The sequence below is a fragment of the Sphingomonas faeni genome (genome assembly GCF_040407495.1).
GTDB lineage: Bacteria > Pseudomonadota > Alphaproteobacteria > Sphingomonadales > Sphingomonadaceae > Sphingomonas > Sphingomonas faeni_D.
Genome location: NZ_JAPZPP010000002.1, coordinates 982,510 through 1,008,424 on the forward strand (window position 1 = coordinate 982,510; position 25,915 = coordinate 1,008,424).

Consider the following 25,915-nt stretch of genomic DNA (forward strand, 5'->3'; position numbering starts at 1 on the left):
ATTGGACAAATTGTCCACTGTAGCGCGGCGAAAGCGAGGCGTAGGGGATCCGCATGATCGTTGAGAAAACCGTTTCCCGCGCGAAAAAATGGCTGGTCGTGCTGCCGCTTGCGCTGCTCACCAGCGGCTGCGACTGGGTCGTGATGTCGCCTTCGGGCGATATCGCAGTGCAGCAGCGCGACCTGGTGCTGATCTCGACCGGGCTGATGCTGCTGATCATCGTTCCGGTGATCTGCCTGACGCTGTTCTTCGCGTTCCGGTATCGCCAGTCGAACAAGGCGGCCAAGTACGAGCCCAACTGGGATCACTCGGTCGGCCTCGAGCTGTTGATCTGGGGCATCCCGCTGCTGATCATCATCGCGCTCGGCGCGCTGACCTGGACCAGCACGCATCTGCTCGATCCGTATCGCCCGCTCGGCCGAATCAAGCCCGACACGCCGACGCTCGCGAACAACGTGCCGGTCGGCAACCTGGTCGACAAGCAGCAGGCCGGCAACGGCGCCAATGGCGCCGGCAAGCCGCTCGAGGTCCAGGTCGTCGCGCTCGATTGGAAGTGGCTCTTCATATATCCGGAATACGGCATCGCCACGGTCAACGAACTGGCTGCGCCGGTCGATCGTCCGATCCGCTTCTCGATGACCTCGTCGTCGGTAATGAACGCATTCTACATCCCGGCGCTCGCCGGCATGATCTACACGATGCCCGGCATGCAGACGACGCTGAACGCGGTGATCAACAAGCCCGGCAACTACGAGGGCTTCTCGTCCAACTATAGCGGCGCGGGCTTCTCGGGGATGCGCTTTCGCTTCCACGGCGTCAGCGACGCGGGCTTTGATGCCTGGGTCAACCAGGTCAAGCAGCGGGGGGGCGGCCTCAATCGCGCGAGCTATCTCCAGCTGGAGAAGCCGAGCGAGAAGGTCCCGGTCCGCTATTACAATGCGGTCGAGGCGAACATGTTCAAGCTGGTCGTCGAACAGTGCGTCCAGCCCGGCAAGGTCTGCATGTCGCAGATGATGCACGGCGGCAAAGGCGGGGGGGACTCGCACGCTGGCATGGCGATGCCTGGGGTCAATGGCGGCAAGGGCCCGCAGGACTCAGGGCATCCCGAAGGTGCGTTGATGAAGGACGCGAACGAAAAGGGTAGCGGCAACCACTGGACCGCGCCGGCCGACATCAAGATGGACGGCGCCAACAGCGCCCCCGGCTCGCAGTCCAACCGCAACCACACGATGCTGACCCCCTCCACCATGCCGGGCACGCGCCCCGTCGCGAACGGCTAGAGAAACCATCATGAACGACACCCTGTTGAAGACTATCTTCGGCCGCCTGACCCTGGAGTCGCTGCCGCTGCACGAACCGATCGTCGTCGCCACCTTCGCGATGGTGGCGATCGGTGGGCTCGGGCTCGTCGCCGCGCTGACCTATTTCAAGGTCTGGGGCTATCTCTGGAACGAGTGGTTCACGAGCGTGGATCACAAGAAGATCGGGATCATGTACATGATCCTGGCGATCGTCATGCTGCTGCGCGGGTTCTCTGACGCCATCATGATGCGCGCGCAGCAGGCGATGGCGTTCAACGGGTCCGAAGGATACCTGACCGCGCATCACTACGACCAGGTCTTCACGGCACACGGCGTGATCATGATCTTCTTCGTGGCGATGCCGATGGTCACGGGCCTGATGAACTATGTCGTCCCGCTCCAGATCGGTGCGCGCGACGTGTCGTTCCCGTTCCTCAACAATTTCAGCTTCTGGATGACCACGGCCGGTGCCGTGATCGTCATGATGTCGCTGTTCATCGGTGAGTTCGCGCGGACCGGCTGGCTCGCGATGCCGCCCCTCTCGGGACTGGCCTATTCGCCCGACGTCGGTGTCGATTACTATATCTGGGCACTGCAGATCGCGGGCATCGGGACGTTGTTGTCCGGCGTCAATCTGGTCGCGACCATCGTCAAGATGCGCGCACCCGGCATGACCATGATGAAGATGCCGATCTTCACCTGGACGTCGCTTTGCACCAACATCCTGATCGTCGCCGCCTTCCCAGTGCTGACCGCGGTTCTCGCGATGCTGTCGCTCGATCGCTACATCGGCACGGCGTTCTTCACGAACGACTCGGGCGGTAACCCGATGATGTACGTCAACCTGATCTGGATCTGGGGTCACCCCGAGGTCTACATCCTGGTCCTGCCGGCATTCGGCATCTTCTCGGAAGTCACCTCGACCTTCTCGGGTAAGCGCCTCTTCGGCTACAGCTCGATGGTCTATGCGACGCTCGTCATCACGATCCTCGCCTATCTCGTCTGGCTGCACCACTTCTTCACGATGGGCTCGGGCGCGAGCGTGAACTCGTTCTTCGGCATCACCACGATGATCATCTCGATCCCGACCGGGGCCAAGATCTTCAACTGGCTGTTCACGATGTACAAGGGCCGGATCCGGTTCGAACTGCCGATGATGTGGACGATCGCCTTCATGGTGACCTTCACGATCGGCGGCATGACCGGCGTGCTGCTCGCCGTGCCACCCGCCGACTTCGTCCTGCACAACTCGCTGTTCCTGGTCGCGCATTTCCATAACGTGATCATTGGCGGCACGCTGTTCGGCATGTTCGCCGGCATCAACTACTGGTTCCCGAAGGCGTTCGGCTTCAAGCTGGACAAAAAGTGGGGCACGGTATCGTTCTGGTGCTGGGTGGTCGGCTTCTACTTCGCGTTCATGCCGCTCTACGTGCTCGGCCTGATGGGCGTGACCCGCCGGATGCGCTATTTCGACGATCCGAACCTGCAGATCTGGTTCGTCATCGCCGCCTTCGGTGCAGCCTTGATCGCCGCCGGCATCGGTGCCTTCCTGCTCCAGATCTTCGTCAGCATCCGCAACCGCGAGGCGCTGGCCGATCACAGCGGCGACCCGTGGAACGGTCGCACGCTGGAGTGGGCCACCTCGTCGCCGCCGCCGGAGTACAACTTCGCGTTCACGCCGATCGTCCACGACCTGGACGCCTGGTACGACATGAAGGATCGCAAGCACGAGCGGCCTGTGACCGGCTTCAAGTCGATCCACATGCCGAGCGGCACCGGCACGGGCGTCGTGCTCGCCGGCCTCAGCGTGGCGTTCGGGTTCGCGATGATCTGGTACATCTGGTGGCTCGCCGGGCTCACGCTGGTCGGCATCTTCGCGACGACGATCTTCCACACTTTCAACTACAAGCGCGACTTCCACATCCCGGTCGAGGACGTGATCGCCACCGAGAACGCGCGCACCCGCCAGCTCGCGACCCAGGGAGCCTGACGCGATGTCCGCAATACCCATGAAGGATGGTCTGAACGAGACCGAGAAGGTCTCGTTCTACGACATCGACGAGCACGAACATCCCGACGGCGGCAGCACGATGCTGGGCTTCTGGATGTACCTGATGAGCGATTGCCTCATCTTCGCGGTGCTGTTCGCGGCCTATGCCGTGCTCGGCAACAGCTATGCCGGCGGGCCCAGCCCGAAGGAGATCTTCGAGCTGCCGCTGGTAGCGGTGAATACCGCGATGCTGCTGTTCTCGTCGATCACCTACGGCTTCGCGATGCTGTCGATGGAGGAAGGTCGCCAGCGCATCATGCAGATGTGGCTGGTCTTCACCGGCCTGTTCGGCCTCGCGTTTCTGTCGATCGAAATGTACGAGTTCGCCAACCTCATCCATGAGGGCGCGGGGCCGACCCGCAGCGCGTTCCTGTCGTCGTTCTTCACGCTGGTTGGCACCCACGGTCTTCACGTCACGATGGGCTTGATCTGGCTCGTCACGCTGATGGTGCAGGTTCAGAAGCACGGCCTGATCGCTGCCAACAAGCGCCGCCTGATGTGCCTCAGCATGTTCTGGCATTTCCTCGACGTCATCTGGATCGGCGTCTTCACCTTCGTCTATCTGATGGGCACCCTGCGATGAGCGACCCCCAAGCACCGGCGAACAATCCGCACGCCGATCACGATCATGACAACGGTGCCGCACACGGCACGCGTGGCAGCTACCTCAAGGGGTTCTTCCTCTCGGTCATCCTGACCGCGATCCCGTTCTGGGCAGTGATGACCGGCGCGTTCAAGGATCCGTCGACTGCCGCGCTCGTCGTGATGGTCTTCGCTGTCGCGCAGATCGTCGTCCACATGATCTACTTCCTGCACATGAGCGGCAAGTCGGAGGGCGGCTGGACGATGATGGCGCTGATCTTCACGATAATTCTCGTCGTCATCACGCTCAGCGGATCGATCTGGGTGATGTACCACATGAACACGAACATGATGCCGATGCAGGCCGCGGCGGACATGTGATGAAGACGCGACCGGGCCCTGCCGTCTACGTCGCAGGCCTGGTCGCGCTGCTGCTGTTCGCCGGGTTCATGGCGCTCGGCATCTGGCAGGTCGAGCGCCGCGCCTGGAAGCTAAACCTGATCGAACAGGTCGCGGCGCGCTCTCACGCCGCGCCGGTCGCCCCGCCCGGACCCGGCTCCTGGGGCAGGATTACCGCCACCACCGACGCCTATCGCCGTATCCGGCTCGACGGCACCCTCGATAATTCGCGCGAGACCCTGGTCCGTGCAGCAACCGCACTCGGCAGCGGCTATTGGGTCATGACCCCCTTGCGGACCGCCCAAGGCTTCACCGTCCTCGTCAACCGCGGCTACGTCTCGCCCGAACAGCGCGTCGCGCATACCAAGCCCGACGGCCCGGTCACGATCACCGGCTATCTCCGCATCACCGAGCCCGGTGGCGGCTTCCTGCGCCACAACGACCCCGCCACCGGCAACTGGTATTCGCGCGACGTCGCCGCGATCGCCAGGGCGCGCGGCCTGTCGAACGCCGCCCCCTATTTCGTTGACACGGACAAGTCCGGCACCGCCGCCCCCGTCGGCGGCCTGACGATCATCGCCTTCCCCAACAACCACCTCGTCTACATGCTGACCTGGTTCGCGCTCGCCGCGATGACGATCGGCGCGTTCGTCGTCTTCGTCCGCCAGGATACGCGCAAGCGGCAAGAGGCGGCATGACCTCGGAGGCGGCACGCCAAGGCTGGCAACGCTGGCTCGCGCTCGCCACCGCGCGCACCGATGCGACCGGCAACGCCAACATGCGCCAGCTGGTGACGCTGCGCTGGATCGCGGTCGCTGGCCAGTTCGTCACCATCTTGTTCGCGCGCTTCGGCCTCGGCTTCGACCTCCCGCTCGTGCCCATGATGGCCGCGCTCGCCGCCGCGGTGGGCCTCAACCTCGCGAGCATGCCGCTCTACGGTTGGCGCAAGGGCGCGAACATCCAGCTCCTGCTCGCGCTGCTGTTCGATGTCGGCCTGCTCACCACGCAGCTCTATCTCGCGGGCGGCGCGACCAACCCGTTCATCTCGCTCTACCTACTCCACGTCGTGCTCGGCGCCGTGCTGCTCGATCGCTGGTCGAGCTGGGCGATCGTCGCGGTCACCGCCGCCTGTTTCGGCGTGCTCACGCTCTATTATCGCCCGCTGATCCTGCCCCCCGATTACAGCGGCGAGTATTTCCTGCTCTACACGATCGGCTCGCTGCTCTGCTTCATGCTGATCGCGACGCTGCTGATGCTGTTCATGACCCGCATCACCGGAAACCTACGCGCCCGCGACACGCGCCTCGCCGACCTTCGCCAGCAGGCTGCGGAGGAGGATCACATCGTCCGCATGGGCCTCCTGGCGTCCGGCGCCGCGCACGAACTCGGCACGCCGCTCGCATCGATAGCCGTGATCCTAGCCGACTGGCGCCGCATGCCGACGCTCGCGCAGGACGCCGACCTCCAGGCCGAGATCGTCGAGATGCAGTCCGAGGTCCAGCGCTGCAAGGCGATCGTCACCGGCATATTGCTGTCCGCCGGCGAAGCGCGCGGCGAAGCGCCCGAGATCATGCCGCTCCACCAACTCCTCGACGGAATCGTCGACGAATGGCGCGCGGTGCACCCGTCGGTCGATTTCGACTATACCACGCGAGTCGGCGACGATCCGCAGGTCGTCTCTGACCCCGCATTGAAACAGGTGATCGCCAACGTGCTCGACAACGCCGCCGAAGCCTCGCCGCACTGGGTCGCATTCCGCGGCGAACGCACCGACGGCGACCTCGCGCTGATCGTCCGCGACCGCGGCCCCGGCTTCAGCGACGAACGCCTCGCCAGCTTCGGCAAACCCTACCAGTCGAGCAAGCGCGAACCCGGCCACGGCCTCGGCCTGTTCCTCGCGGTCAACGTCATGCGCAAGCTCGGCGGCGGCGTGTCGGTGGTGAACTGCGAAGGCGGTGGCGCCGAAGTCACGATCCGCATGCCGCTCTCCGCGATCGCCCTGTCATGACGGACACCAAACTTCTGGCGATCGTCGAGGACGACGAGACCTTCGCCCGCACGCTCCGCCGCTCGTTCGAACGTCGCGGCTACGAAGTGATGCAAGCCGCCAGCCACGAGGAACTCGTCGAGCAACTGGCCGAGCGCACCCCGCGCTACGCGGTCGTCGACCTCAAGCTGGGCGGCGCGTCCGGCTTGGTCTGCGTCCAGACGCTCCACGCACACGACCCCGAGATCCTCGTCGTCGTCCTCACCGGCTTCGCCAGCATCGCCACCGCGGTCGAGGCGATCAAGCTCGGCGCGTCGCACTACCTCGTCAAACCCTCGAACACCGACGACATCGAAGCCGCGTTCGACCGCACCGAGGGCAGCGTCGACACCGAATTGTCCGAACGCCCGACCTCGATCAAGACACTCGAATGGGAGCGTATCCACACCACGCTCGCCGAAACCGACTTCAACATTTCGGAAACCGCACGTCGCCTCGGCATGCACCGCCGCACGCTCGCGCGAAAGCTCGAGAAACGCCCGGTAAAATAGCCGCAACGCTTGGGCAGAGGCGCGCGTTGTCCTTCGATGCCAGCGCCAAAACCCTCACGACTCTGGCAGCCGAAGCGACTGCTCGCGACCCCGTCCGCGCTGACCTGGGAGCACGGTGTCGAGATTGCCGCGCGTGCAACCGCGCTGGGTGTGCCGGTCACCACGTTGCCGAGCGACCGCCTCAAGCTAGACTTCCCCGAAGACTCGCGCCGTGCCTATGCCGAAGCCAAGGCGACACTCGCGCTCGTCGTCGCACCACCCTCGAAGCGCAAGCTCCAGCCGATCGCCCCCAGCGCGGACTGGCGGATCGACCTCGCCGAGGGTTGCCCCGCGCATTGCGGCTATTGCTACCTCGCCGGCTCGCTGAAAGGGCCGCCGATCACGCGCGTCTACGCGAACCTGCCCGAGATCCTCGCCGAACTCCCCGCGCACCTTGGCCAAGGCACGGTTACGTCGCGCTCGACCGCTCGCGCGCATGAAGGCACGACGTTCGAGGCATCCTGCTACACCGACCCACTCGGCATCGAGCACGTCACCGGATCGCTGTCCGCACTGATCGCGCATTTCGGCGCATGGGAGGCGGACGTGCAACTGCGCTTCACCACCAAGTTCGACGCGGTCGAGCCGTTGCTGGCTCTAGACCACCGCGGCCGCACCCGCATGCGCGCCTCGATCAACCCCGCCGCCTACGCACGCTTCGAGGGCGGCACCAGCCCGGTCGCAGCCCGCCTTCTCGCGCTGCGGAAAATGGCGGACGCAGGCTACAAGATCGGCCTGACGGTCGCCCCGATCATCGCCGCTGAAGGCTGGCGCGAGGCCTATGGCGAGTTGCTCGCGGAGGCGGGCAGGGTGCTCGCCGACGTGCCCGACGTGACGATAGAACTGATCACCCACCGCTACACGCCGGGATCGAAGGCGGTGCTCGAAACCTGGTACCCCGGCTCGTCGCTCGATCTCAGCATGGCCAACCGCACCGAGAAGCGCACCAAGTTCGGCTCGGTCAAATACGTCTACGACGCCGACACGATGCGCGCGCTCCGCGGCTTCTTCCAGGATGAGATCGCCGCCAAGCTCCCGCAGGCGCGCATCCTCTACTGGACGTGATCGCCGCGCCAACCGGCAACGCAGCGTTGCCATTCGCGGCCTTCCGGTCACCGCCACCGCCGCCTACCTCGGAGCCATGACAAACACCCGCCAGCCGACGCTCTTCATCCCGCACGGTGGCGGGCCCTGTTTCTTCATGGACGACCCTGCCGGGAACTGGACCGGCATGGCCGCGTACCTCCGGTCGATCGCCGCCTCGCTACCCGAAAAGCCCAAGGCGATCCTCGTCGTCTCCGGCCACTGGGAAACGCGCGGCTTCGCGTTCACCGGCGCCCCAACGCCGCCGCTGATCTACGATTACGGCGGCTTCCCCGCGCATACCTACGAGTTGCGCTACGACGCGCCCGGCGATCCCGCCTTGGCGGCCCGCGCCGCCGACCTGCTCCGTGGTGCCGGCCTGACCGCCAATGTCGACCCGACCCGCGGCCTCGATCACGGCGTCTTCATCCCGATGAAGGTCGCGTTCCCCGACGCGGACATCCCGGTCGTCGAGATGTCGGTCGACCGCGATCTCGACCCTACGTTGCACGCCGCCGCCGGCCGCGCACTCGCCCCCTTACGCGACGAAGGCGTCCTGGTCGTCGGCTCGGGCATGAGCTTCCACAACATGCGCGGCTACGGCGACCCGCGTTTCACCGCACCGTCCGAAGCCTTCGACCAATGGCTGACCGCCGCAGTCGAGTCCGAACCGACCGCCCGAGCGGCAGCGCTAGCCGGCTGGGCCGAAGCCCCCGCCGGCCGCCTCTCGCACCCCCGAGAGGAGCATCTTCTCCCGCTGATGGTCGCCGCCGGTGCCTCCGATCAGCCCGGTGCGCAGGTCTACAACGAGCGCGTGCTGCAAACCGCAATCTCCGGCTACCGCTTCAATTAAAGGAAACTCCATGGCCCTTCCCGTCCTGCTCGCGATCTCCGGCAGCCTGCGCCGCGGCTCGTACAATACCGCGATCCTGACCACGCTTGGCGAAGCGATCACAGACAAGGCCGCGCTGACGGTCTTCGCGCTGAACGACGTCCCGCTTTACGATCAGGACGCCGACACCGACACGCCCCCCGCCGCCGTCGCAGCCCTGCGCGTGGCAATCGGCGCCGCCGACGGGATCGTCATCGCCTCCCCCGAATACAATCACGGCATGTCCGGTGTCCTGAAGAACGCGCTCGACTGGGCCTCACGTCCGCACGGCAAAGCGACGCTCACGGGCAAGCCGGTCTTCACGCTCACCTCATCGCCCGGCGCGGTCGGCGGCGCACGCGCCCACGCGCAACTGAACGAGACGCTGGCCTCGATCGGCGCCCGCACTGTCCTGCGCCCACAAGCCGTCGTCGGCGCAGTGCACGATAAGATCGCCGACGGTCGCCTGACCGACCAGCGCACGCTCGACTTCCTCGTGGCGGGCATCGACGACCTGCTTGCCGACATCGCCCGCCCGACCGCCGCCGACCGCGAGGCCTCCTGACATGCGCCACGTCCTCAACCAGTATCCCGCCCAGCGCGATGACATCGCCGATCTTGTTACCCGCCGCCCGCTACCGGGTCCCGGCCTGCCGCAGGTCGATCCGTTCCTGTTCCTCAACCATCACGGTCCGCAGACCTATCGCCCCGGCAACAGCGGCCTCCCGTTCGGCCCGCATCCGCACCGCGGGTTCGAAACGGTCAGCTTCATCCTCGAGGGCGAGATGGCGCATCTCGACAGCGGCGGCCACGAGAGCGTCATCCGCGCAGGCGGCGTCCAGTGGATGACCGCCGGCTCGGGCCTGATCCATGCAGAAATCTCACCAGCGTCGTTCAAGCGCGACGGCGGCCCGCTGGAGATCCTGCAACTCTGGGTCAATCTCCCCGGCCGCCTCAAGATGACCGAGCCCGCCTATACCGGCCTCCAGCGCGAGGACATTCCCGCGATCCCGGTCGAGGGTGGCACCGTGAACTTGATCTCCGGCACGTTTGCCGGGCGACAGGGCCCGTTCGAATCCCTCACCGACGTCGCGATGATGACCGTCGAACTCGAAGCCGGCGCCAAGGTCGACCTGCCAGCCCCAACCGGCCGCGCGGTCTTCTTCTACGTCGTCGCCGGCGCCCCCACCGCCAACGGCACACAGATCAAGCCGCACCACCTCGCCACATTCGGCAACGAGGGCGACACGATCACCGTCACGACCGAAGCCCCCGCAACGATTCTCTACGGCCACGCCGACCCGATCGGCGAACCTGTCGTCTCCCACGGTCCCTTCGTCATGAACACGCGCGAAGAGATCGTCCGCGCGATCGAGGACTATAACGCCGGCCTGTTCGGCAAGCCGCCCGTCATTCGCTAGGGCGCTTTACGCACCGGGGGCAGCGCGGCACAGATGTCGGCGCCCCCGGCAGGCACGGTAAAGAACGGCCCCGCCCGGTTCTCCCGCGACGCGATCCACGCCACGAACCGCGGATTGTCCGCTGCGCGATATTCGAAATGCGGTCGCTCGCCGGCGGGCAGTTCGCTCGCGAGGCGTGCGGACACGATCGGGCTACGCTCCGCCTCGGTCTTGTAGAACCCCAGATCCCCCGTCCCGCGCGGTAATGACGACAGCCACTCGACGCCGTCGATCACCCGCCCGACCACCGCGATGTTCCGGTCGAGCGCACGCGGCGAATGCCCGATCACCGTATAAAGCTCCGCGCCGCTCCCCGTGCTCGGCGCCAGATCGCGCGCGACGCCGACCATGCCGTAGCAATGCGGCACCCACTCGGTCGCGCCATTGCCCGCGAGCGGCCACCCGTCGCGACTATACCCCGCCCATTCGGCATAAGGGTCGCGCTGCGACAGCCGCGCCACCGTCGTCGACCCGGTATGCGAATATTCCGCCGGCGGGTTGGCAACAACGCCAGCGCCAAGCGGCTTCTTCTCCGTCACATCGCCCCATTGCGCGACGTAATTGTCCTGAACGCGGTACACGCTCGTCCCCGCATCCCACCAATGCGCCCGCGCCAACTTGCGTATGTTCGCGACGTGCACCGGCGCATAGCGAGGCGCTAGTCGGACGGTAAACCGGTGCCCATTGGCCAGCGTGAACACCATGAGTTCGTCGTCCGGCACTGCGACCCAGTCCGCCGGCACCGGATCGGACGGGAGCGTTACGGCGGCCGGAACGGCTTGCGCAAGCATGACAGCGAGAAGGATATTCAGCATCCCCGCAGACTGCCCCAGCCGATCACCGCACGCAATCGCTTGCGCGCGCGCGCAACCCGCACTAGCAGACGCCCTTCCAGAGCAATGCGGAGCGGTGGCCGAGTGGTCGAAGGCGCTCGCCTGGAAAGTGAGTATACGTCAAAAGCGTATCGTGGGTTCGAATCCCACCCGCTCCGCCACTGACCTGCTCCCTAGAAATGATGCCATTGGTAAGTCAGCTCGTCAGATGGAGACGAGTGCGGCGAGGCCGATTCATCGAGAAGCAGATCATTGGGGTGCTGCGCGAGCAGGAGGCTGGCGTGAAGACCGCCGAGCTGTGCCGCAAGCACGGGATCGGCGACGCGACGTTCTGCAACTGGAAGTCGAAGTATGGCGGGATGACCGTGTCCGAGGCGGCGCGTTAGCGGAATGGCCGGAATGGGAAGGAAACCTGCCATTGGCATATGCTCCTGACTGTGCCACTTTTACGGATGTTGATCGCCCGTTTTGCAGTATTCGCCGTCGTGGCTGCCGTTCCATTAGGGGCCGAGGCTAAGCAACTCGCGCGCTCAGAAAATGTCATGCCCTTCGAGTTGCGCGACGGAGAGACAGAAGCCCGTGGCGAACTAGCGGCACGTAAGCCGCTCAAGCTTTACATTCATATTTGGAACACCCGCGCTCCGGGTTTTCGGACGCCAGGACTAATTGATTGTGATCCGCGTACTGCGGACAGGGAGAAAACAGGTTCGGTATTCGTCGAGATACCTGAAGCCGGGTGGTCGGAGCAAATGCCATTTCCACCGCACTTCGATGCAGCAGTGTCCTTCGCTTCGCACTTCAACAAAACCGTATTCTCCAAGCGGCGAAACGAAGTGCTCCTGATCTGCCCAAAAGCCCGCCTCGATGCCTTAGGCAATGTCCGCTGATGGGCGATAGCGGACATTCTAGCTGCGGGTACGAGGAGGGTACCGCGGGCTGAATTCACCAACTCCCCCCGGGCCGTGAGCCTGTATGAAGGGAAGGGGTTTCTGCCCCGCTCGATCTGTTCGGCAAAAGTTCCAGCTTCTTGCTCTCGCTATGGGACGCAGCCATGGTGTCTAAGCTGGTTGCTAGTTGATCACCGGGGGATCGTATGAAGCTAAAGCAAGTTACCGCCGCGCTCGTGTTGGTTGTGAATGGATCTGTCGCACAGGGGCAGGTGCGGCCGCCTGCGGCGCCGCGACCCTCCGCGTCGACCGTCCTTCGTGCACCCAATCGGCCAGCGAACCCGCAGACCGACTGTGGTCTTGACGCTCGCGATCATGTCGTGGTGCAATCCACGTATAATGAACTTGAAGGCGCCATCGTTTTCTACACCGAATACCATGTCACATGTGAGTATTCTGGCCATCCCAACTTCTTGCAAGTGCAACCAGGGTTAGAGCTAAGTGCTCTGGAAGTCGCGGTCGCAGGTGCGGCGGGCGGCGACTCGCCGATCGGAGCTTGCTGCAACAGCAATGGAACTTTGAAGCCGGGAGGCCATGGCAAGGGCGCGGTTGTGAATACGCGGATCAGTGTATCGTCCGGCGCTAAGCTGCTGGTATTTGTCGGTGGCCAGGGGGTCGGCGTCTTCGATGGGTCTGGTGGAGGATTCAACGGTGGCGGAGCCGCTGACGCGGAGAAGTCTAGGGGTAACGCAATCGATATTGGCTCTGGTGGGGGAGGTGCAAGTGACATTCGTGCCGCCCCTTACGGCGTTGAAGATCGCTTAGTGGTAGCCGGGGGAGGCGGTGGCGCCAGTAGCGTGGGTGCCGGGCGGGAGCCGGCCTGCTCTGGAGATGGGGGAGATGGTGGTTTCAACGGCCACAACGGGCACAGCGGCTGCCCGCACTCGGAGGATGGCTCGAGAAACATCAACCTCTCCACTGGCGGGCGTGGCGGCAACCAGACCGGCGGCGGTGCAGGTGGAAATCAGGACCCTTACTTTAACGGCTCATCAGCCGGCCTTGCGGGCGCTGGCCCATCGGGCGGAACCGCAAAAGCAGGCGGCGGCGGCGGCGGCGGTGGCTGGTTCGGCGGCGGCTCGGGCGGATCCGTCGCCGGCGGCGGAGGAGGCGGAGGCTCCAGCCGCACCGCAGCGGAAGATCCCAATCCACAGGTTGTGGACGGTGCCCGAGACGGCAACGGACAAGTCGTCGTGACCTATCGGGTTTTTACCAAGCGAGTGCGGTGTTTCAACATATCACCCAAAGCCCAGATCCGGGATTATCCCAAGCAATTGTGTAGCGGTGTTTCAGTCTACTGAGGCTGGCAAACGCGGCGAGGCGTCCTGGCAAGGAGAAGGCGTCGTTATCAAAACCCCGCTTGCGACGTCGCTTCACGACAATTTCGCGTCGCGCTCCATTCGGAGCATCGGCTTGGGCGAGCATACGGTGGGTATCGCTGCCAAATATTGGGTATCAATCCTCCGTGGAACGCTAGGCAGCCGAAGAAAAATATGTCCGCAGATGACCATCGCGGAGGGCGTTCTCCGCCGCGGCCGGCGTGCGAATTTCCGATGTTGGTGGTTAGATGTCGTCCCCCGGACAGTCATCTGGGTGATCGACGTTGAACGGCGGGAAGTTGCGGCCGCCGGTCCACGAAATGGAGCGGCAAGCTTTCCGATCGTATTTACCCCCCGCCCGCCCCGCCCCCGCGACGCCGGTTTGGCCCGCACCGACGGGCGACGCGCTGGCCGGCATGTCCGAAATCTTCGTCTACGTCTGAAAGCCACCACCGCAGAAGGGATACCCCAATGGCGACCGCCACCAGTTCCTACCTTAAGCGCAGCACCCCGGGCGTCTACGTTACCGAAATAGAGGCGTTTGGCAGCTCGATCGTCGGCGTGGCGACAGCGGTGCCGGTGTTCGTCGGCTATACGCAGTGCGCCGGCAACCCGACCACAGGCGAGCCGCTCTACAACATCCCCTACCAGATCTCTTCGATGACCGAGTTCACCACCTATTTCGGTGGCCCCGCCTCGCAGGCCTATGCGGTCACGGTGATGCCGCCGCCCGCCACGCCGTCGAGCGGGGCCGCACCCGCCGGATCAGGCGCGGCGGCGGCGGCTACCAACATCCCGTCGTTCCACGCCGATTATTCCACCGCGGGCGCCAGCGGCAGCGGCAGTGCCGGCCCGGGCTTCATCGTCGCCTCGACGCCGTTTCTGGTCGCGCCAACCGCGCTGCCGGGCGAGCCCAACCAGTTCAATCTCTACTGGCAGATGATGCTGTTTTTCGCGAACGGCGGCGGCACGTGCTACATCGTCTCGGTCGGCAGCTACTGGGCGAACGAATTCCCGATCGCGCCGCCCAATCCGGTGCCCGATACCTGGTTCGCCGGGCAAATCGAGGTCGGCAACACGTCGACCACGCCGCCCAACGCGGGGCTGCTCGTCGGCCTCGCCGCCGCGGGCTGTGCGGTCGGCCCGACGATGACCGTGATTCCGGAAGCGTGCCAGCTCGATCTCGATGCTTACGGCAGCGTCGTGCAGGCGATGCTCGCCCAGGCGGCGGCGCTTCAGGACCGCGTCGCGATCTTCGACCTGCCCGGCGCGATGACCGCACGCACGTTCGATGCGCTCACTCAGGCCCAGACCAACTTCGCGAACCAGATCGCGCCGCAGATGGCCAACCTCAGTTACGGTGTCGCCTATGCCCCCGCACTCAACACCTCCGTGGTGACGTCGAACGACATCCTCTACACCAACCTGGACGCGGGCAGCACCGGCGACAATTCGGTGGTCAACAACATCCTGACAACGCAGGCAGCGCAGCTCTATGGCGGCGCGCAACTCGCTACCCTCCAGGGTGCGATCGCTTCCGCCTTCCCGCTCGCCGCCGCATTCGGCACCGCAAACACCGCGCAATATTCGGTCGATGCCAGCGGCTACACCGCCTACAACGCGGACAACCCGGACAATTCGACGATCGGCCAGTGGCAGTTGAGCCTCGACAACCTGCTGGTCAACGCCCTGCCGGTGTTCGCGCAGATCGAGGCGCAGATAGCAAAGGCCATGAACGTCGCACCCGCCAGCGGCATGATCGCCGGCCTCTGGGCAAAGAGCGACGGGCAATCGGGGGTATGGAACGCGCCCGCGAACATCGCGCTCGCCTCGGTCAATGCGCCGCTCTACAGTATGAGCGATAGCGAGCAGGCCGGCTTCAACCTGCCAACCAACGGCCAGGCGATCGATATTCTGCGCGCGCAGCCGGGGCGCGGAACCGTCGTCTGGGGCGCACGCACGCTCGACGGCAACAGCAACGATTACCGCTACCTCCAGGTCCGCCGCACGCTGATCTACGTCGAGCAGTCGATCAAGACCGCGCTGCAGAACTACGTCTTTTCCGCCAACGATGCCACCACCTGGGCCACCGTAACCGCTTCGGTCGGGGCTTTTCTTACCGACCTGTGGCAGCAGGGCGGGCTGATGGGGGCGAAGGCGAGCGATGCGTTCACCGTTACCTGCGGCCTGGGCTCGACGATGACCTCGCAGGACGTGCTCAACGGTTACATGCTCGTCGCGGTCACGCTGCAGATGATCCACCCGGGCGAGTTCATCGAACTTACCTTCGCCCAGACGATGGGCAGCTGATCGCCCGATGCCATGCTGCCCTCGGTCGGAGAGGGTTCGAACCACGATTTTTTTGACAGGAGATCTCGATGTCCGCAGCAAACACGACCTGGCCGCTTCCCAAATTCTATTTCTCGGTCACCGGTATTCCCGGCAACCCGGTGTTCCAGGAGGTCTCCGGGCTCGAAACCGAGAACCAGGTGATCGAATACCGCGCCGGCAAAAGCGCGATCTCCGCGCCAATCAAGATGCCCGGGCTGCAAAAGCTCGGCAACGTGACGATGAAGAAGGGCATCTTCGTCACCGACCAGGCCTTGTGGACGTGGTTCAACTCGATCGCGATGAACACGATCACGCGCTCGACGGTGGTGGTGAACCTGCTCGACGAGATCGGCGCGCCGCGCATGATCTGGACGCTGAACAACGCCTTCCCGACTAAGCTGACCGGCACCGATGTGAAGTCTGACGGCAACGAAGTCGCGGTGGAAAGCATTGAGGTCGCGTTCGAGACAATGGCGATCTCGATCCCCTGATGGTCGTGAGCGATCCCAATTACTATCCCCCTCCCGCCTCTGGCCTCTCGCCTGCGCCTTGTCGGTCGCGCTCGCCGGGCAGGCGGCGATCGATGCCGCCTTCAAGTAAGTCTCCGGCCTCGATCCGAAGGTGGAAACCGAGGACGTGCCCGAAGGCGGTGTGAACGGCTTCGACCACCGGCTGCCCGGCGTCACCAAACATTCGAACCTGGTGCTCAAGCGCGGCAAGCAACAGGCGCGTGGAATGTATGCTCTGCGCGCTCGGCGATTTTGTCGAGTTGCGGCCGGAACAGAGGAACCCGTTCGACGAGAACGCTGGCGCCATATGGTCCGTCCGCGGCACATAGCTCGGCTATGTTAGCGCCGAGCGTGCGCCCCTGATCGGCAAGCGCAGCAAGGAAGACGAAGTCGTCGCGGTCTTCCAAGCGATGCACGGGACGGGTGCTATCCGGATCCGGTTCGGCGGCGGGTTACCTACCCTGCCCGACCCGGTTCCTGATGTTCCGAAGCCAGCCCCTCGTCGTCAGATACGGTCAAGGCCTCGACCCGTGTACGATCCGCACGCATTCTATCGTGACGAAGAGGGACCGGAGTTCGGGGCCTAGCAGCCGTAATAGGTTTCTTCTTCGAACAGCGTTGGCGTTCCGTTCCTGAAGCTAGTGCCATCGCAAAAAGTGATGCGTTGACCAGAGATCGTCGTGTAACTTTCGTCTGTGTACCAGACGATCCGAGACTCCTGCTTCTTTCCCTGTGCTTGAACGGGCGCGGTAACCCCAACGGCACAGAACGCTGCAAGGGCGGCTGCCGTCAGAACTTTCTTGAACATGACTATCTCCCGAGTCGTGAGGCCCACAGAAGAACTTTCTTACAATGCCATGTCAACCGCTCCAACTCGACCAGTGGACGATGCCCACGCATTCTATCGTAATGAAGACGGTCCAGATTGGGCGCCTAGTAGGAGAACTGACGTGAAGCTACGGCGGCAAAGGGCGTTAAGCACGCTAATGATACTGCTCTTTCCGCTTGCGGCCTGTGCGTCTCGCGGCCCGGGCTACGTGACGCCCGGCATGCCCGCGCCTAATTGCGACGGGTATGAACATCCCGAGGAAAACCCGGCCTGCCCTGAGTGGGTCGCTCCTTGGCAGAAACTGATGCCCCCTACTCCGGCAACCCCGACGCCCAAATAGTGTGCGGAGATACATCTTGATGAGGAAGGGCCGAGACCCGCAAGTCGCAGAGGGCGAGCGCACGATTACGCACAACAATTCGAATGCCTCCCGCTCCGCCACCCTGCCCTTTAATGGCCTCTCGCACCTGTCGTAACCGATTGCGGGAAAGAGATGCTGTTCGTTCTGGCAGCTATCCGGAGGTAGGCTTGGCGGTTGCTCGCGAGCGCCGCGATGCGGGAAGCCGCGTGTTGGTTCCCGACTGCCACGAAACCGCGCAGTCACGTCACCACGTACGCCCCGCTGAATACAGTGGCTCTTCTCACGGCTTGACTGGGTGGCGTGCGGAGCCGACTTTATCCGCATGACCGATCCACGGGCCGCGACGCTGACCCTGCTCGCGCGCCGTGCGCCCGACGCGACGATCTGCCCAAGCGAGGTGGCGCGCGCGATCGCGCCGGACTGGCGCAACGCGATGCCCGTTGTTCACGCTGCGATCGACGGGCTGGTCCGCGACGGGCTGGTGCGGCTCAGCTGGAAAGGACAGCCACTGACAATGCGATCGGGACCGTACAGGATCGGCCGTCTCGCCGAAGATTGACGCCAGCCCCCTCCCCCGCGCGTCGCCCCTGCGCTATCGCGCAGCGATGGCGAGGAAGAAACGTTACCTGACCGCGACGATGGCCGACGGCTACACGAAGACGATCGGCCCTACCGCCGCGCCGTTCACGCATTACTGGCGCATCGTCGCCCATCTGCAGGACGGCAAAACCGAGGTATTCTGGGGTCACGCCACATCTGCGAAAGAGGCGGCAGCCAAGGAGGTGCTGACAAAACAGGCGGCGAAGCGGCACGGGTGGAAGCGGTTCGATTTCGAGATCGTCGCGCTCACCGAGCACTGACGCCCGCCCCGGCTTGTCACGACCGTTGCTCGGCAAATGTCGGCTAGATACCATTCTCACGACGGGCAAACAGATCTCCGATCGACGCGACGAAATGCGTGTCCATTGCTGCGATCGCCGCTTTCGAGTCACGGTCGGCGATCGCGCGCGCCAATTCATGATGATGCGCAAGCACGGCGGTACGCTGTCGCGCGGTGGTTCGCGTTGCCCAGGCGGCCGGCACCGCGTGAACCATCATCGGTGCGAACGAGCGGATGATCTGCAGGAACAGCATGTTGCGTCCGGCCTGCGCGATCGCCTGGTGGAACGCGATATCATGGCGGGTCAGCGCGTCGACGTCGGTACCGGCCGCTTCCATCGCTTCGGCGAGAGCGACGATCGTCCGCGCCTCGTCATCGCTGCGTTCGATCGCGGCGAGTTCGGCAGTGCGAAGTTCCAGCGTGCGGCGCACGTCCCAGATCTGCACCATCGAGATCTGCGCGGTCGCTACGGCATGATCGAGCGAGGTCGCCATTACCGATCCGTCGATCGCCGCTACGCGCGCGCGCCTGCCGTTGCCGACGTCGATCAGCCGCAGTGCCGCCAGCGCGCCGAACGCCTCGCGCAGGACCGGGCGGCTGACGCCCAACTCGGTCGCAAAATGCCCTTCGGACGGCAGAGTGTCGCCGACCTTCATGTCGTTGGCGCGGATATGCGTGCGGACCGCGTGGACCGCCTGATCGACGAGCGAGCCGCCCTCGACCAGTCGCAGACTCGCCCCACTCATGCCGCGAGCCGTGGTGCGCGCAGCGACGAGGGGGTGGTGCCGAACTGCCGCGAGAAGGCGCGCGTAAAGCTGGCGTTGTTGAGATAGCCGCACTGGTATCCGATCGACGACACCGGCAGATCGGTCGCGATCAACAGCTGGCGGGCCGCCCCGAGCCGCCGGTCGAGCAGCGCGTCGGCGACGGTGCATGCGAACATGTCGCGGAAGCCGCGCGTGAGCTTAGCCCGGTTCAGCCCACAGGCGCGCGCGATGGAATCGAGCGTCATTTTCTCGCCCCAGCGCTCGTCGATCATCCGCTTCGCCGCGACGATCCGCTGGCTGTCGCGAGCGGACAATTGCCCGGCGCCTGCGAGTGGTACGAGGTCGTCCTCGACGATCCGCTGGAACGTGCTGGACAGGAGCTCGATGCATTTTGCCGAACGATGCGTGCTGCGCCAGGGTTCGGGCAGCGTGCAATCGAGGATCGCGGCGACCATCATCCGCAACTCGCTCGGCAGATGGCACGCGATGTTCGCGTCGGGCGCATAATCGAAGACCCGCAGGCAGGCGCCACGTTCGACCGCAAGGACGAGGATCGCGCGCTCTTCCGAAGGCACCGTGCCGGTGGTGACGGTGACGTGCGCCGGCGCGTCCTCACCCACCGTGAAGCAGAGGACCACCGCGTCGGCGGAAACGGCCGCCGGGTCGACCAGGCCCTCGCCGATGAAGGCCGCCATCTCGGGCGACACCGTGACCCGTTCCTTCTGCATGCTACCCTCGCCCAACACCGATCTCCTGTTCCCGATTGCCGGGATTGGGTCGATCATGCAGCTATCGGATAGCTCGCGCAAGAGCTATCTTACAGGTCAGGCCGTTGCCGATACCGGTGCGCGCCGCATTGCCATCGTGAAGGCGATGACGGAGATCGCGCTGGTCACCACGCCGACGATCGCGAGACCCTGCGCGAGATGCGCCTCGCCGCCCAGCATGCCGCTTGCCGCCGCGACCAGCGTCGGTGCGAGGCCGTAGCCGATCAGCCCGGCGATCGCGATGAACGCGCCGATGCACAACCCGCGCAGTTCGTTGGGAATGAGCACGGTCAACGCCACCGAGGTCACGACGCCCGTCACCGCGCCGCACGTCACGAGCAAGCCGACGGCGAGCCCGAACAGCGGAACCGAGGGCATGATCGGGAACAACGCCGCGGGCACGCCGACCGCCGCGGCGACGATCGCACCGATCAACAGGCCACCGCGCCGCCCGCTCTTCTGCCCGCGGTCGGCGGACAGCCCACCGACGATCGCACCCACGACGCCCGAGCCAAACAGCAGCGTGCCCATCCAGCCGGCGAACTGGTCGGGCTGCAGATGAAAATTGCGCGACAGGACCGGCGAGACCCAGATCCCGGCGGCGGCATCGGCCATCACCACGCTGATCTGTCCGATGAACAAAGGGATCAGGAACACGCGTCGTGCCCAGAGTTCGCCAGCGACGACCTTGAACGGCGCATGCGTGCCCGCCGCGACCTCCTGGCGCGCCGGCTCGCGCAACAGGAACAGCGGCAGAATGGCAATCACGCTGATGACCGCGAGGCCCAGATGGACGCTCCGCCACGGCATCATGCCTGCGAACCATGCCGACGCGCCGCCATGCGCGAACAGGCCGAACAGCGCGCCCGACAAGCCCAGGGCGAGCGCGACGCCGAGCGACTTGCCGAGGTTGACGACCAGCATGGCCCTGCCCCGCTGCGTTGGGACGCAGAAGTCGGCGCACAGCGACAGCGCCGCGGTCAGCGCGCCGGTCGTGCCGATCCCCGTCAGCATGCGCGCGACGAACAGCACCGGCACGCCCTGCGCAAAGCCGGTGAGTACCGTGCCCAGCGTCCACACGAGCGCGAGCGCGATCATCATCCGCACGCGGTTGTAGCGATCGACCAGGATACCGATCGGGATCGAGAACACCGCGAGCGGCAGTGCCGCCGACAGGCCCTGGATCAAGCTGAGCGTATAGTCGCTGAGGTGGAGTTCGGCCTTTGCGCCCTCCTGCACCGTCCCGAACGAGCCCATCATCGTGAAGCCGACCGCCATCGCCAGCGCGAGCGCTAGCAACGGCAGCAGCGTCCTCGCGAACGGCGGTGAGGCCGCCTCGATCGGTCGGGCGAAATCGGTCATACAGGGTCCTTATGCAAGCGCACGGCGCAGTGCCTCGTGGCTGTCGCGGCGCGCCTGTTGCGAGACCGGACCGTCGGCGAAGACATCGAAGGCGTGATAGCCGCCGGGATAGACGTGAAGCTCGACCGGCACGCCCGCGCGGATCAGTCGTGTCGCGTAGTCGATGTCCTCGTCTACGAAGAGATCGAGCGCGCCGGTCGCGATGTAGGTACGCGGCAGGTTGCCGAGGTCGGTCGCGCGGGCGGGTGCCGCGTAGGGCGAGACGTCGTCTCCACCGGGGGCGTGGCCGAGCAACGAGGTCCAGCCGAAGCGGTTGCTCTGCGCAGTCCAGATAAACTCGCCGGCGTGCGGGTGCGGCGATGCCGTGCAGGTACGATCGTCGAGCATCGGGTAGATCAGGTGCTGGAACGCGAGCGCATACTCTCCACGGTCGCGCACCATCAGCGCCAGCGCCGCGGCATACCCGCCGCCTGCGCTCTGCCCCATCACGCCGAGCCGGGTCGGATCGATTCCGAGGTCCTTGGCATGGGCGATCGTCCAGGCGAGCCCGGCATAGCAATCCTCGATCGGCCCCGGAAAGTTCGTCTCGGGCGCGAGGCGATACTCGACCGACACCATCATACATTGCAGGTCCGCGATCAGCGGGCGGACCAACGGATCGTAATCGCTGACCGTGCCCATCACATAGCCGCCGCCGTGGATGTGATAGATGCAGGGCAACGTGCCGGTGACGCCCGCCGGGCGGTACACGTGGAGGTCGATATCGGGTGCGCCCGCAGGTCCCGGAACGGTGTGGATCTCGAGCGTCGCCAGCGACTCGTCGGCCGGCGGCAGCATCGACGGCCGGTCGCGCATCGCCGGCAGGATATCCGCGGTGAGCGAAATCTGCGGCATCATTTCCAGCAACGGGCGGAGCGTGGGATCGACGAGGTGTAGGCTGTCCATATCAAGTCCTTCTTCCCCCCTCCCTGGAAGGGAGGGGTCGGGGGTGGGTCGGCTCGGGGCGCACTCTAGCGCCTGCCAATAAGCCGACCTACCCCCAGCCCCTCCCTTCCAGGGAGGGGAGCAGTTTCAGAACGCGAAGATCTTGCCCGGGTTGAACAGGTTGTCAGGATCGAGCGCATGCTTCAGCGTCCGCATCAGATCGACTGCATCGCCGAGTTCGGCGACCAGCCAATCCTGCTTGCCGATACCGATCCCGTGCTCCCCGGTGCACGTGCCATCCATCGCGAGCGCACGCTCGACCATCCTTGCGTTGATCGCAGACACCTCGGCCAGTTCCGCCTCGGACTCCGGATCGATCGAGAAGACGACGTGGAAATTGCCGTCGCCGACATGGCCGAGAATGGTCGCCGGGACCGACGAGGCCTGGAGGTCGGCCTTGGTCTCGCCGATGCATTGCGCCAGCCGGCTGATCGGCACGCAAACGTCGGTCGCCCAACCGACCGCGCCGGGACGCAGGTTGACCGCCGCGTAATACGCCTCGTGTCGCGCCTTCCACAGCTTCGAGCGTTCCTCGGGAAGGTTCGACCAGCGGAAATCGCCGCCGCCGTTCGCCGCCGCGAGTTCACGCACCGTCTCGGCCTGTTCGTCGACATAGCGCGGCGAGCCGTGGAATTCGAAGAACAGCGTCGTCAGTTCGGGATAGTCGAGCTTCGACCAGGCGTTGACCGCCTTCATCTGCATGTCGTCGAGGATCTCGACGCGAGCGAGCGGCACGCCGATCTGGATCGCCTGCACCACCGTATCGACCGCGCCGTTCAGCGTGTCGAAGCTGCACACCGCGGACGAGATCGCCTCGGGAATGCCGTGCAGCCGCAGCGTCACCTCGGTGATGATGCCGAGCGTCCCCTCGGAACCGACGAACAGCCTGGTCAGGTCATACCCCGCCGCCGACTTGCGCGCGCGGCGGCTGGTGCGGATCTCGCGCCCGTCGGGCGTCACCACGCGGAGGCTCAGCACCGCCTCGCGCATCGTGCCGTACCGCACCGCGTTGGTCCCGCTTGCGCGCGTCGCGGCCATCCCGCCGATCGTCGCATTGGCGCCGGGATCGATCGGAAAGAACAGCCCCAGGTCGCGGATATGCTCGTTCAACTGCTCGCGGCGGACGCCCGCCTGCACCGTGCAGTCGAAATCTTCGGCGTTGACCGAGACGATCCGCGTCATCTCGGACAGGTCGACCGAGACGCCGCCGTGCACCGCCAGCGTGTTGCCCTCGATCGAGGTTCCTGCCCCGAACGCCACGATCGGCACCTTGGCGGCGGTACACAGCTTGACCAGATCGACCACCTCCTCGGTCGACCGGCAAAAGACGACCGCGTCGGGCAGCATCGGTGCGAAATGCGCCTCGCTGCTGCCGTGGTGGAGCCGCATCGCGTCGCTCATCTGGAGCGCATCGCCGAACCGCTGCTTGAGCGCCGCGACGAACGCGGGGTCGAGCGGCGCGCGCTCTATGGGGTCGAAGTGCATGGTCATCCTAGAACCGGAAGCTCGCGCGCACGCCGTAGCGGCGACGGTCGCCCTGGATCGCGAGGTTCGACGCCAGCGGCGCGAGCCCGGCGCGGACCAGCGCCGACTTGTCGATATAGCTCTCGATAAACTTGGTGTTGAACAGGTTGGTGCCGAATGCGGTGACCGTAAGCCCGCTCGAAAAACGGAAGCCGAGCGAGGCGTTGGTGATCGCATACGCCGACAGCCGTGGCGCGACATTGGGATCGAGCGACGAGCCGATCCGGCTACCCTTCCCGAAGATGCCAGCGTCGAGCAGCACGGCATTGGCGCCGACCGGCACGGTGTAGGTCGTGTTCACGTTGAAGTTGTAATCGGGCGTGAAGATGATCCGGTCGCTCGATACGTGGACGCCGGTGGTCGCGAAATACTGGCTGTCGTCGGTGATGCGGGCATGGAGATAGGACGCGCCGGCATCGATCCGCCACTGGTTCGTCACGCGTAGATGCGCCTCCACTTCGGCGCCGTAGCTTTCGACGGTGCCGGTGTTGAGGTTGATCGCGACGAATCCGCCGCTGGTATTGGGTGCCAGCGAGTTTTGGCCGATGAAGTCCTTATAGTCGTTATAGAACACGTCGGCGTTGATCGTCAGGCGACGGTCGAACGCGTCGAACTTGGTGCCGAGTTCGTAGGTCCAGACATTGTCGCCCTTGTAGGTCGCATCCTCCGGCCGCGTACCCGGACCGTTCTGGCCACCGCCGCGGATACCCTTGGCGACCGAGGCGTAGCTCATCACCGCGGGCGTCCAGTGCTGCGTCAGCGTGATGCGCGGCTGGAACTGGTCCTTCTTGTACTCGGGCGCGGTATAGGGCGTGATGCCGTTGACCTGGCTCGCGACCAGCTTCTGGTGATCGTAACGGCCGCCTACGGCGAGATCGAGCGTGCCGACTTTGAGGAACGCGGTGGCGAAGATCGCGCGCGTGTCGTTGCGGACATAGGTCGACGACGGCGTGGTCGAGGCCGGCGCCGGGAAGGTCGGCCCCAGCAGCGCGCGGAAATCGATCGTCGTCAGCTGGTCGCTCGTCTGCGTGTAGCGGTTGCCGTACAGCCCGATCAACGTCGAGAACGCGTCGCTCCACTGCGTGTCGAAGCGCAGTTCGGCGGTCTTGGTCTTCAAGGTCGAACCACCGCGGGTGCGGAGCAGGTCGACGGGGCCAAAATCGCCGTCGTTGATCCCGGCGACATTCTTCTGGTTGTAGGCGCCGATCGCAGTGATCTTGGTTTTCAGCGAGGCGGCGTCGAACTCGCCCTTCACGCTCGCGCCGTAATAGTCGATCACCGCACGGTTGAGGACGTTGGTCGCGCCGTCGAGGCGGTAATCGGTCGGCCCGGCAACATGGATGTAGGACGTGCTGCCGCCCGCGGTCTGGTCGTAATTGCCGTTGACGGTGAACACCGCCCAGTCGGCCGGCGTAAAGCGCAGCGTGCCGCCGACGCTCTGCTGTTTCAGTGGGTTCATGTCGCCGATCGTCAGCGTGTTGCGCATGAAGCCGTCCTGCTCGTGATAGGACGCACCCAGGCGGAACTGGAGCAGGTCGCGCACGATCGGCCCGCTGACCGAGCCCGAGACCGAGGCGTAATTGTCCGTGCCGGCGACCGCAGCGTCGAACCGCCCTTCCCAGTCATTGCCCGGCTGACGCGTGATGACGTTGATCGCGCCGCCCAGCGTGTTGTTGCCGAACAGCGTGCCTTGCGGTCCGCGAAGAACCTCGATCCGCGCGACGTCGACGATCGGAGAGTTGAGGTAGGACGTGTTCGGCTGATAGACCCCGTCGATGAAGATCCCGACGCCCGGCTGCACCGTGTCGATCAGCGTCGTGCCGATCCCGCGGATCGAGACGAACGCACGACCGACGCTGTCCGAATTGATGTTGAGGCCCGGCGTGTAGGACGCGATGTCCTTTACCGTGTTGACCTGCAGTTCCTTCAGCCGATCACCGGTGATCGCAGTGACGGCGATGGGCACGTCCTTCAGCGATTCCTGACGCTGGCGCGCGGTGATGATGATGTCGTCGGAGCCTACCGGCTGCGTGGTCTTGGCCGTGTCGGCGGCGTCCTGCGCGAGCGCTGGCACGGTCGTGAAGGCGGCGGCGGCGCATCCTGCGGCGAGCAATGTCTTGAAGCGCATTGGATCCTCATCCCTTTAGAGCGCCGATCCATCGCCGGCTACTTCTAGGATCAG

The 25,915-nt window shown here is 65.0% G+C and carries 26 protein-coding genes, 1 tRNA gene and 1 pseudogene; 20 read left to right on the forward strand and 8 right to left on the reverse strand.

The features are described 5' to 3' along the window. The first annotated feature begins 53 nt into the window (after positions 1-53). From O6W96_RS09630 to O6W96_RS09680, 11 genes are all read left to right on the forward strand, one after another. Positions 54-1,280, forward strand: coding sequence for a ubiquinol oxidase subunit II (locus tag O6W96_RS09630; protein WP_353469309.1), 1,227 nt, complete (start codon positions 54-56; stop codon positions 1,278-1,280). A 10-nt stretch (positions 1,281-1,290) separates the two neighbouring features. After that, entirely contained in the window at positions 1,291-3,291 is a 2,001-nt protein-coding gene (gene cyoB, locus O6W96_RS09635; RefSeq protein WP_353469310.1) for a cytochrome o ubiquinol oxidase subunit I, read from the forward strand. A 4-nt stretch (positions 3,292-3,295) separates the two neighbouring features. Further along, positions 3,296-3,934 carry a cytochrome o ubiquinol oxidase subunit III gene (gene cyoC, locus O6W96_RS09640; protein WP_353469311.1) on the forward strand — a complete coding sequence of 213 codons (639 nt, stop codon included), beginning with the start codon at positions 3,296-3,298 and terminating at the stop codon, positions 3,932-3,934. Continuing rightward, positions 3,931-4,314 carry a cytochrome o ubiquinol oxidase subunit IV gene (gene cyoD / locus O6W96_RS09645; protein WP_056063531.1) on the forward strand — a complete coding sequence of 128 codons (384 nt, stop codon included), beginning with the start codon at positions 3,931-3,933 and terminating at the stop codon, positions 4,312-4,314. The genes cyoC and cyoD overlap by 4 nt, the downstream gene beginning before the upstream one ends. Then, entirely contained in the window at positions 4,314-5,030 is a 717-nt protein-coding gene (locus O6W96_RS09650) for an SURF1 family protein (protein ID WP_353469312.1), read from the forward strand. The genes cyoD and O6W96_RS09650 overlap by 1 nt, the downstream gene beginning before the upstream one ends. Beyond that, a complete protein-coding gene (locus tag O6W96_RS09655) occupies positions 5,027-6,340 on the forward strand; it encodes an ATP-binding protein (RefSeq protein ID WP_056063525.1) in 1,314 nt (437 codons plus the stop codon). Before O6W96_RS09650 ends, O6W96_RS09655 begins: the two co-directional genes overlap by 4 nt. Next, positions 6,337-6,870, forward strand: coding sequence for a response regulator transcription factor (locus O6W96_RS09660; protein WP_133029569.1), 534 nt, complete (start codon positions 6,337-6,339; stop codon positions 6,868-6,870). Before O6W96_RS09655 ends, O6W96_RS09660 begins: the two co-directional genes overlap by 4 nt. Positions 6,871-6,906: 36 nt before the next feature. After that, on the forward strand, positions 6,907-7,974 hold the full coding sequence (locus O6W96_RS09665; RefSeq protein ID WP_353469313.1) for a spore photoproduct lyase family protein: 1,068 nt from the start codon (positions 6,907-6,909) through the stop codon (positions 7,972-7,974). A gap of 76 nt (positions 7,975-8,050) precedes the next feature. After that, positions 8,051-8,845, forward strand: coding sequence for a DODA-type extradiol aromatic ring-opening family dioxygenase (locus O6W96_RS09670; RefSeq protein ID WP_353469314.1), 795 nt, complete (start codon positions 8,051-8,053; stop codon positions 8,843-8,845). A 10-nt stretch (positions 8,846-8,855) separates the two neighbouring features. Further along, the gene (locus O6W96_RS09675) at positions 8,856-9,428 is read left to right on the forward strand and encodes an NADPH-dependent FMN reductase (protein ID WP_353469315.1); all 573 of its coding nucleotides are present in this window, start codon (positions 8,856-8,858) and stop codon (positions 9,426-9,428) included. 1 nt (position 9,429) lies between these two features. After that, complete coding sequence (locus tag O6W96_RS09680; protein WP_353469316.1) at positions 9,430-10,284, forward strand: pirin family protein; 855 nt, start codon at positions 9,430-9,432, stop codon at positions 10,282-10,284. Here O6W96_RS09680 and O6W96_RS09685 read toward each other — a convergent pair. Then, positions 10,281-11,138, reverse strand: coding sequence for a peptidylprolyl isomerase (locus O6W96_RS09685; protein WP_353469317.1), 858 nt, complete (start codon positions 11,136-11,138; stop codon positions 10,281-10,283). The genes O6W96_RS09680 and O6W96_RS09685 overlap by 4 nt on opposite strands. Before the next feature lie 88 nt (positions 11,139-11,226). On the opposite strand from O6W96_RS09685, the gene O6W96_RS09690 reads away from it, so the two are divergent. The 7 genes and pseudogenes from O6W96_RS09690 (at position 11,227) to O6W96_RS09720 (ending at position 16,602) form a co-directional block, all read left to right on the forward strand. Continuing rightward, a tRNA-Ser gene (locus tag O6W96_RS09690) sits at positions 11,227-11,317 on the forward strand. 57 nt (positions 11,318-11,374) lie between these two features. Next, positions 11,375-11,539 (forward strand): annotated as a pseudogene (locus O6W96_RS09695) (transposase); the annotation flags it as partial. Positions 11,540-11,581: 42 nt separating this feature from the next. Beyond that, positions 11,582-12,043, forward strand: coding sequence for a hypothetical protein (locus tag O6W96_RS09700; RefSeq protein WP_353469318.1), 462 nt, complete (start codon positions 11,582-11,584; stop codon positions 12,041-12,043). A gap of 383 nt (positions 12,044-12,426) precedes the next feature. Further along, positions 12,427-13,401, forward strand: coding sequence for a glycine-rich protein (locus O6W96_RS09705; protein WP_353469319.1), 975 nt, complete (start codon positions 12,427-12,429; stop codon positions 13,399-13,401). A gap of 489 nt (positions 13,402-13,890) precedes the next feature. Beyond that, positions 13,891-15,729, forward strand: coding sequence for a phage tail sheath family protein (locus tag O6W96_RS09710; protein ID WP_353469320.1), 1,839 nt, complete (start codon positions 13,891-13,893; stop codon positions 15,727-15,729). A gap of 68 nt (positions 15,730-15,797) precedes the next feature. Beyond that, on the forward strand, positions 15,798-16,241 hold the full coding sequence (locus tag O6W96_RS09715; RefSeq protein WP_353469321.1) for a phage tail protein: 444 nt from the start codon (positions 15,798-15,800) through the stop codon (positions 16,239-16,241). A 160-nt stretch (positions 16,242-16,401) separates the two neighbouring features. After that, a complete protein-coding gene (locus tag O6W96_RS09720; RefSeq protein WP_353469400.1) occupies positions 16,402-16,602 on the forward strand; it encodes a hypothetical protein in 201 nt (66 codons plus the stop codon). Between the two features lie 240 nt (positions 16,603-16,842). On the opposite strand, the gene O6W96_RS09725 is transcribed toward O6W96_RS09720, so the two are convergent. Further along, entirely contained in the window at positions 16,843-17,067 is a 225-nt protein-coding gene (locus O6W96_RS09725; protein WP_353469322.1) for a hypothetical protein, read from the reverse strand. A gap of 704 nt (positions 17,068-17,771) precedes the next feature. Here O6W96_RS09725 and O6W96_RS09730 point away from each other — a divergent pair. Together O6W96_RS09730 and O6W96_RS09735 are read left to right on the forward strand one after the other, a co-directional pair. After that, positions 17,772-18,008 carry a DUF3253 domain-containing protein gene (locus tag O6W96_RS09730; RefSeq protein ID WP_353469323.1) on the forward strand — a complete coding sequence of 79 codons (237 nt, stop codon included), beginning with the start codon at positions 17,772-17,774 and terminating at the stop codon, positions 18,006-18,008. 46 nt (positions 18,009-18,054) lie between these two features. Next, entirely contained in the window at positions 18,055-18,309 is a 255-nt protein-coding gene (locus tag O6W96_RS09735; RefSeq protein ID WP_353469324.1) for a hypothetical protein, read from the forward strand. A gap of 43 nt (positions 18,310-18,352) precedes the next feature. Here O6W96_RS09735 and O6W96_RS09740 read toward each other — a convergent pair whose 3' ends face one another. The 6 genes from O6W96_RS09740 to O6W96_RS09765 form a co-directional block, all read right to left on the reverse strand. Next, positions 18,353-19,075 carry a FadR/GntR family transcriptional regulator gene (locus O6W96_RS09740; protein WP_353469325.1) on the reverse strand — a complete coding sequence of 241 codons (723 nt, stop codon included), beginning with the start codon at positions 19,073-19,075 and terminating at the stop codon, positions 18,353-18,355. Then, positions 19,072-19,824: a helix-turn-helix transcriptional regulator gene (locus O6W96_RS09745; RefSeq protein WP_353469326.1), complete on the reverse strand. Its 753-nt coding sequence runs from the start codon at positions 19,822-19,824 to the stop codon at positions 19,072-19,074. The genes O6W96_RS09740 and O6W96_RS09745 overlap by 4 nt, the downstream gene beginning before the upstream one ends. Positions 19,825-19,920: 96 nt before the next feature. Continuing rightward, positions 19,921-21,225 carry an MFS transporter gene (locus O6W96_RS09750; RefSeq protein WP_353469327.1) on the reverse strand — a complete coding sequence of 435 codons (1,305 nt, stop codon included), beginning with the start codon at positions 21,223-21,225 and terminating at the stop codon, positions 19,921-19,923. Positions 21,226-21,234: 9 nt separating this feature from the next. Then, on the reverse strand, positions 21,235-22,170 hold the full coding sequence (locus O6W96_RS09755) for an alpha/beta hydrolase (RefSeq protein WP_353469328.1): 936 nt from the start codon (positions 22,168-22,170) through the stop codon (positions 21,235-21,237). Positions 22,171-22,296: 126 nt separating this feature from the next. Further along, a complete protein-coding gene (locus O6W96_RS09760; protein ID WP_353469329.1) occupies positions 22,297-23,700 on the reverse strand; it encodes an FAD-binding oxidoreductase in 1,404 nt (467 codons plus the stop codon). Position 23,701: 1 nt separating this feature from the next. Further along, entirely contained in the window at positions 23,702-25,861 is a 2,160-nt protein-coding gene (locus O6W96_RS09765; protein WP_353469330.1) for a TonB-dependent receptor, read from the reverse strand. Positions 25,862-25,915 lie beyond the last annotated feature (54 nt).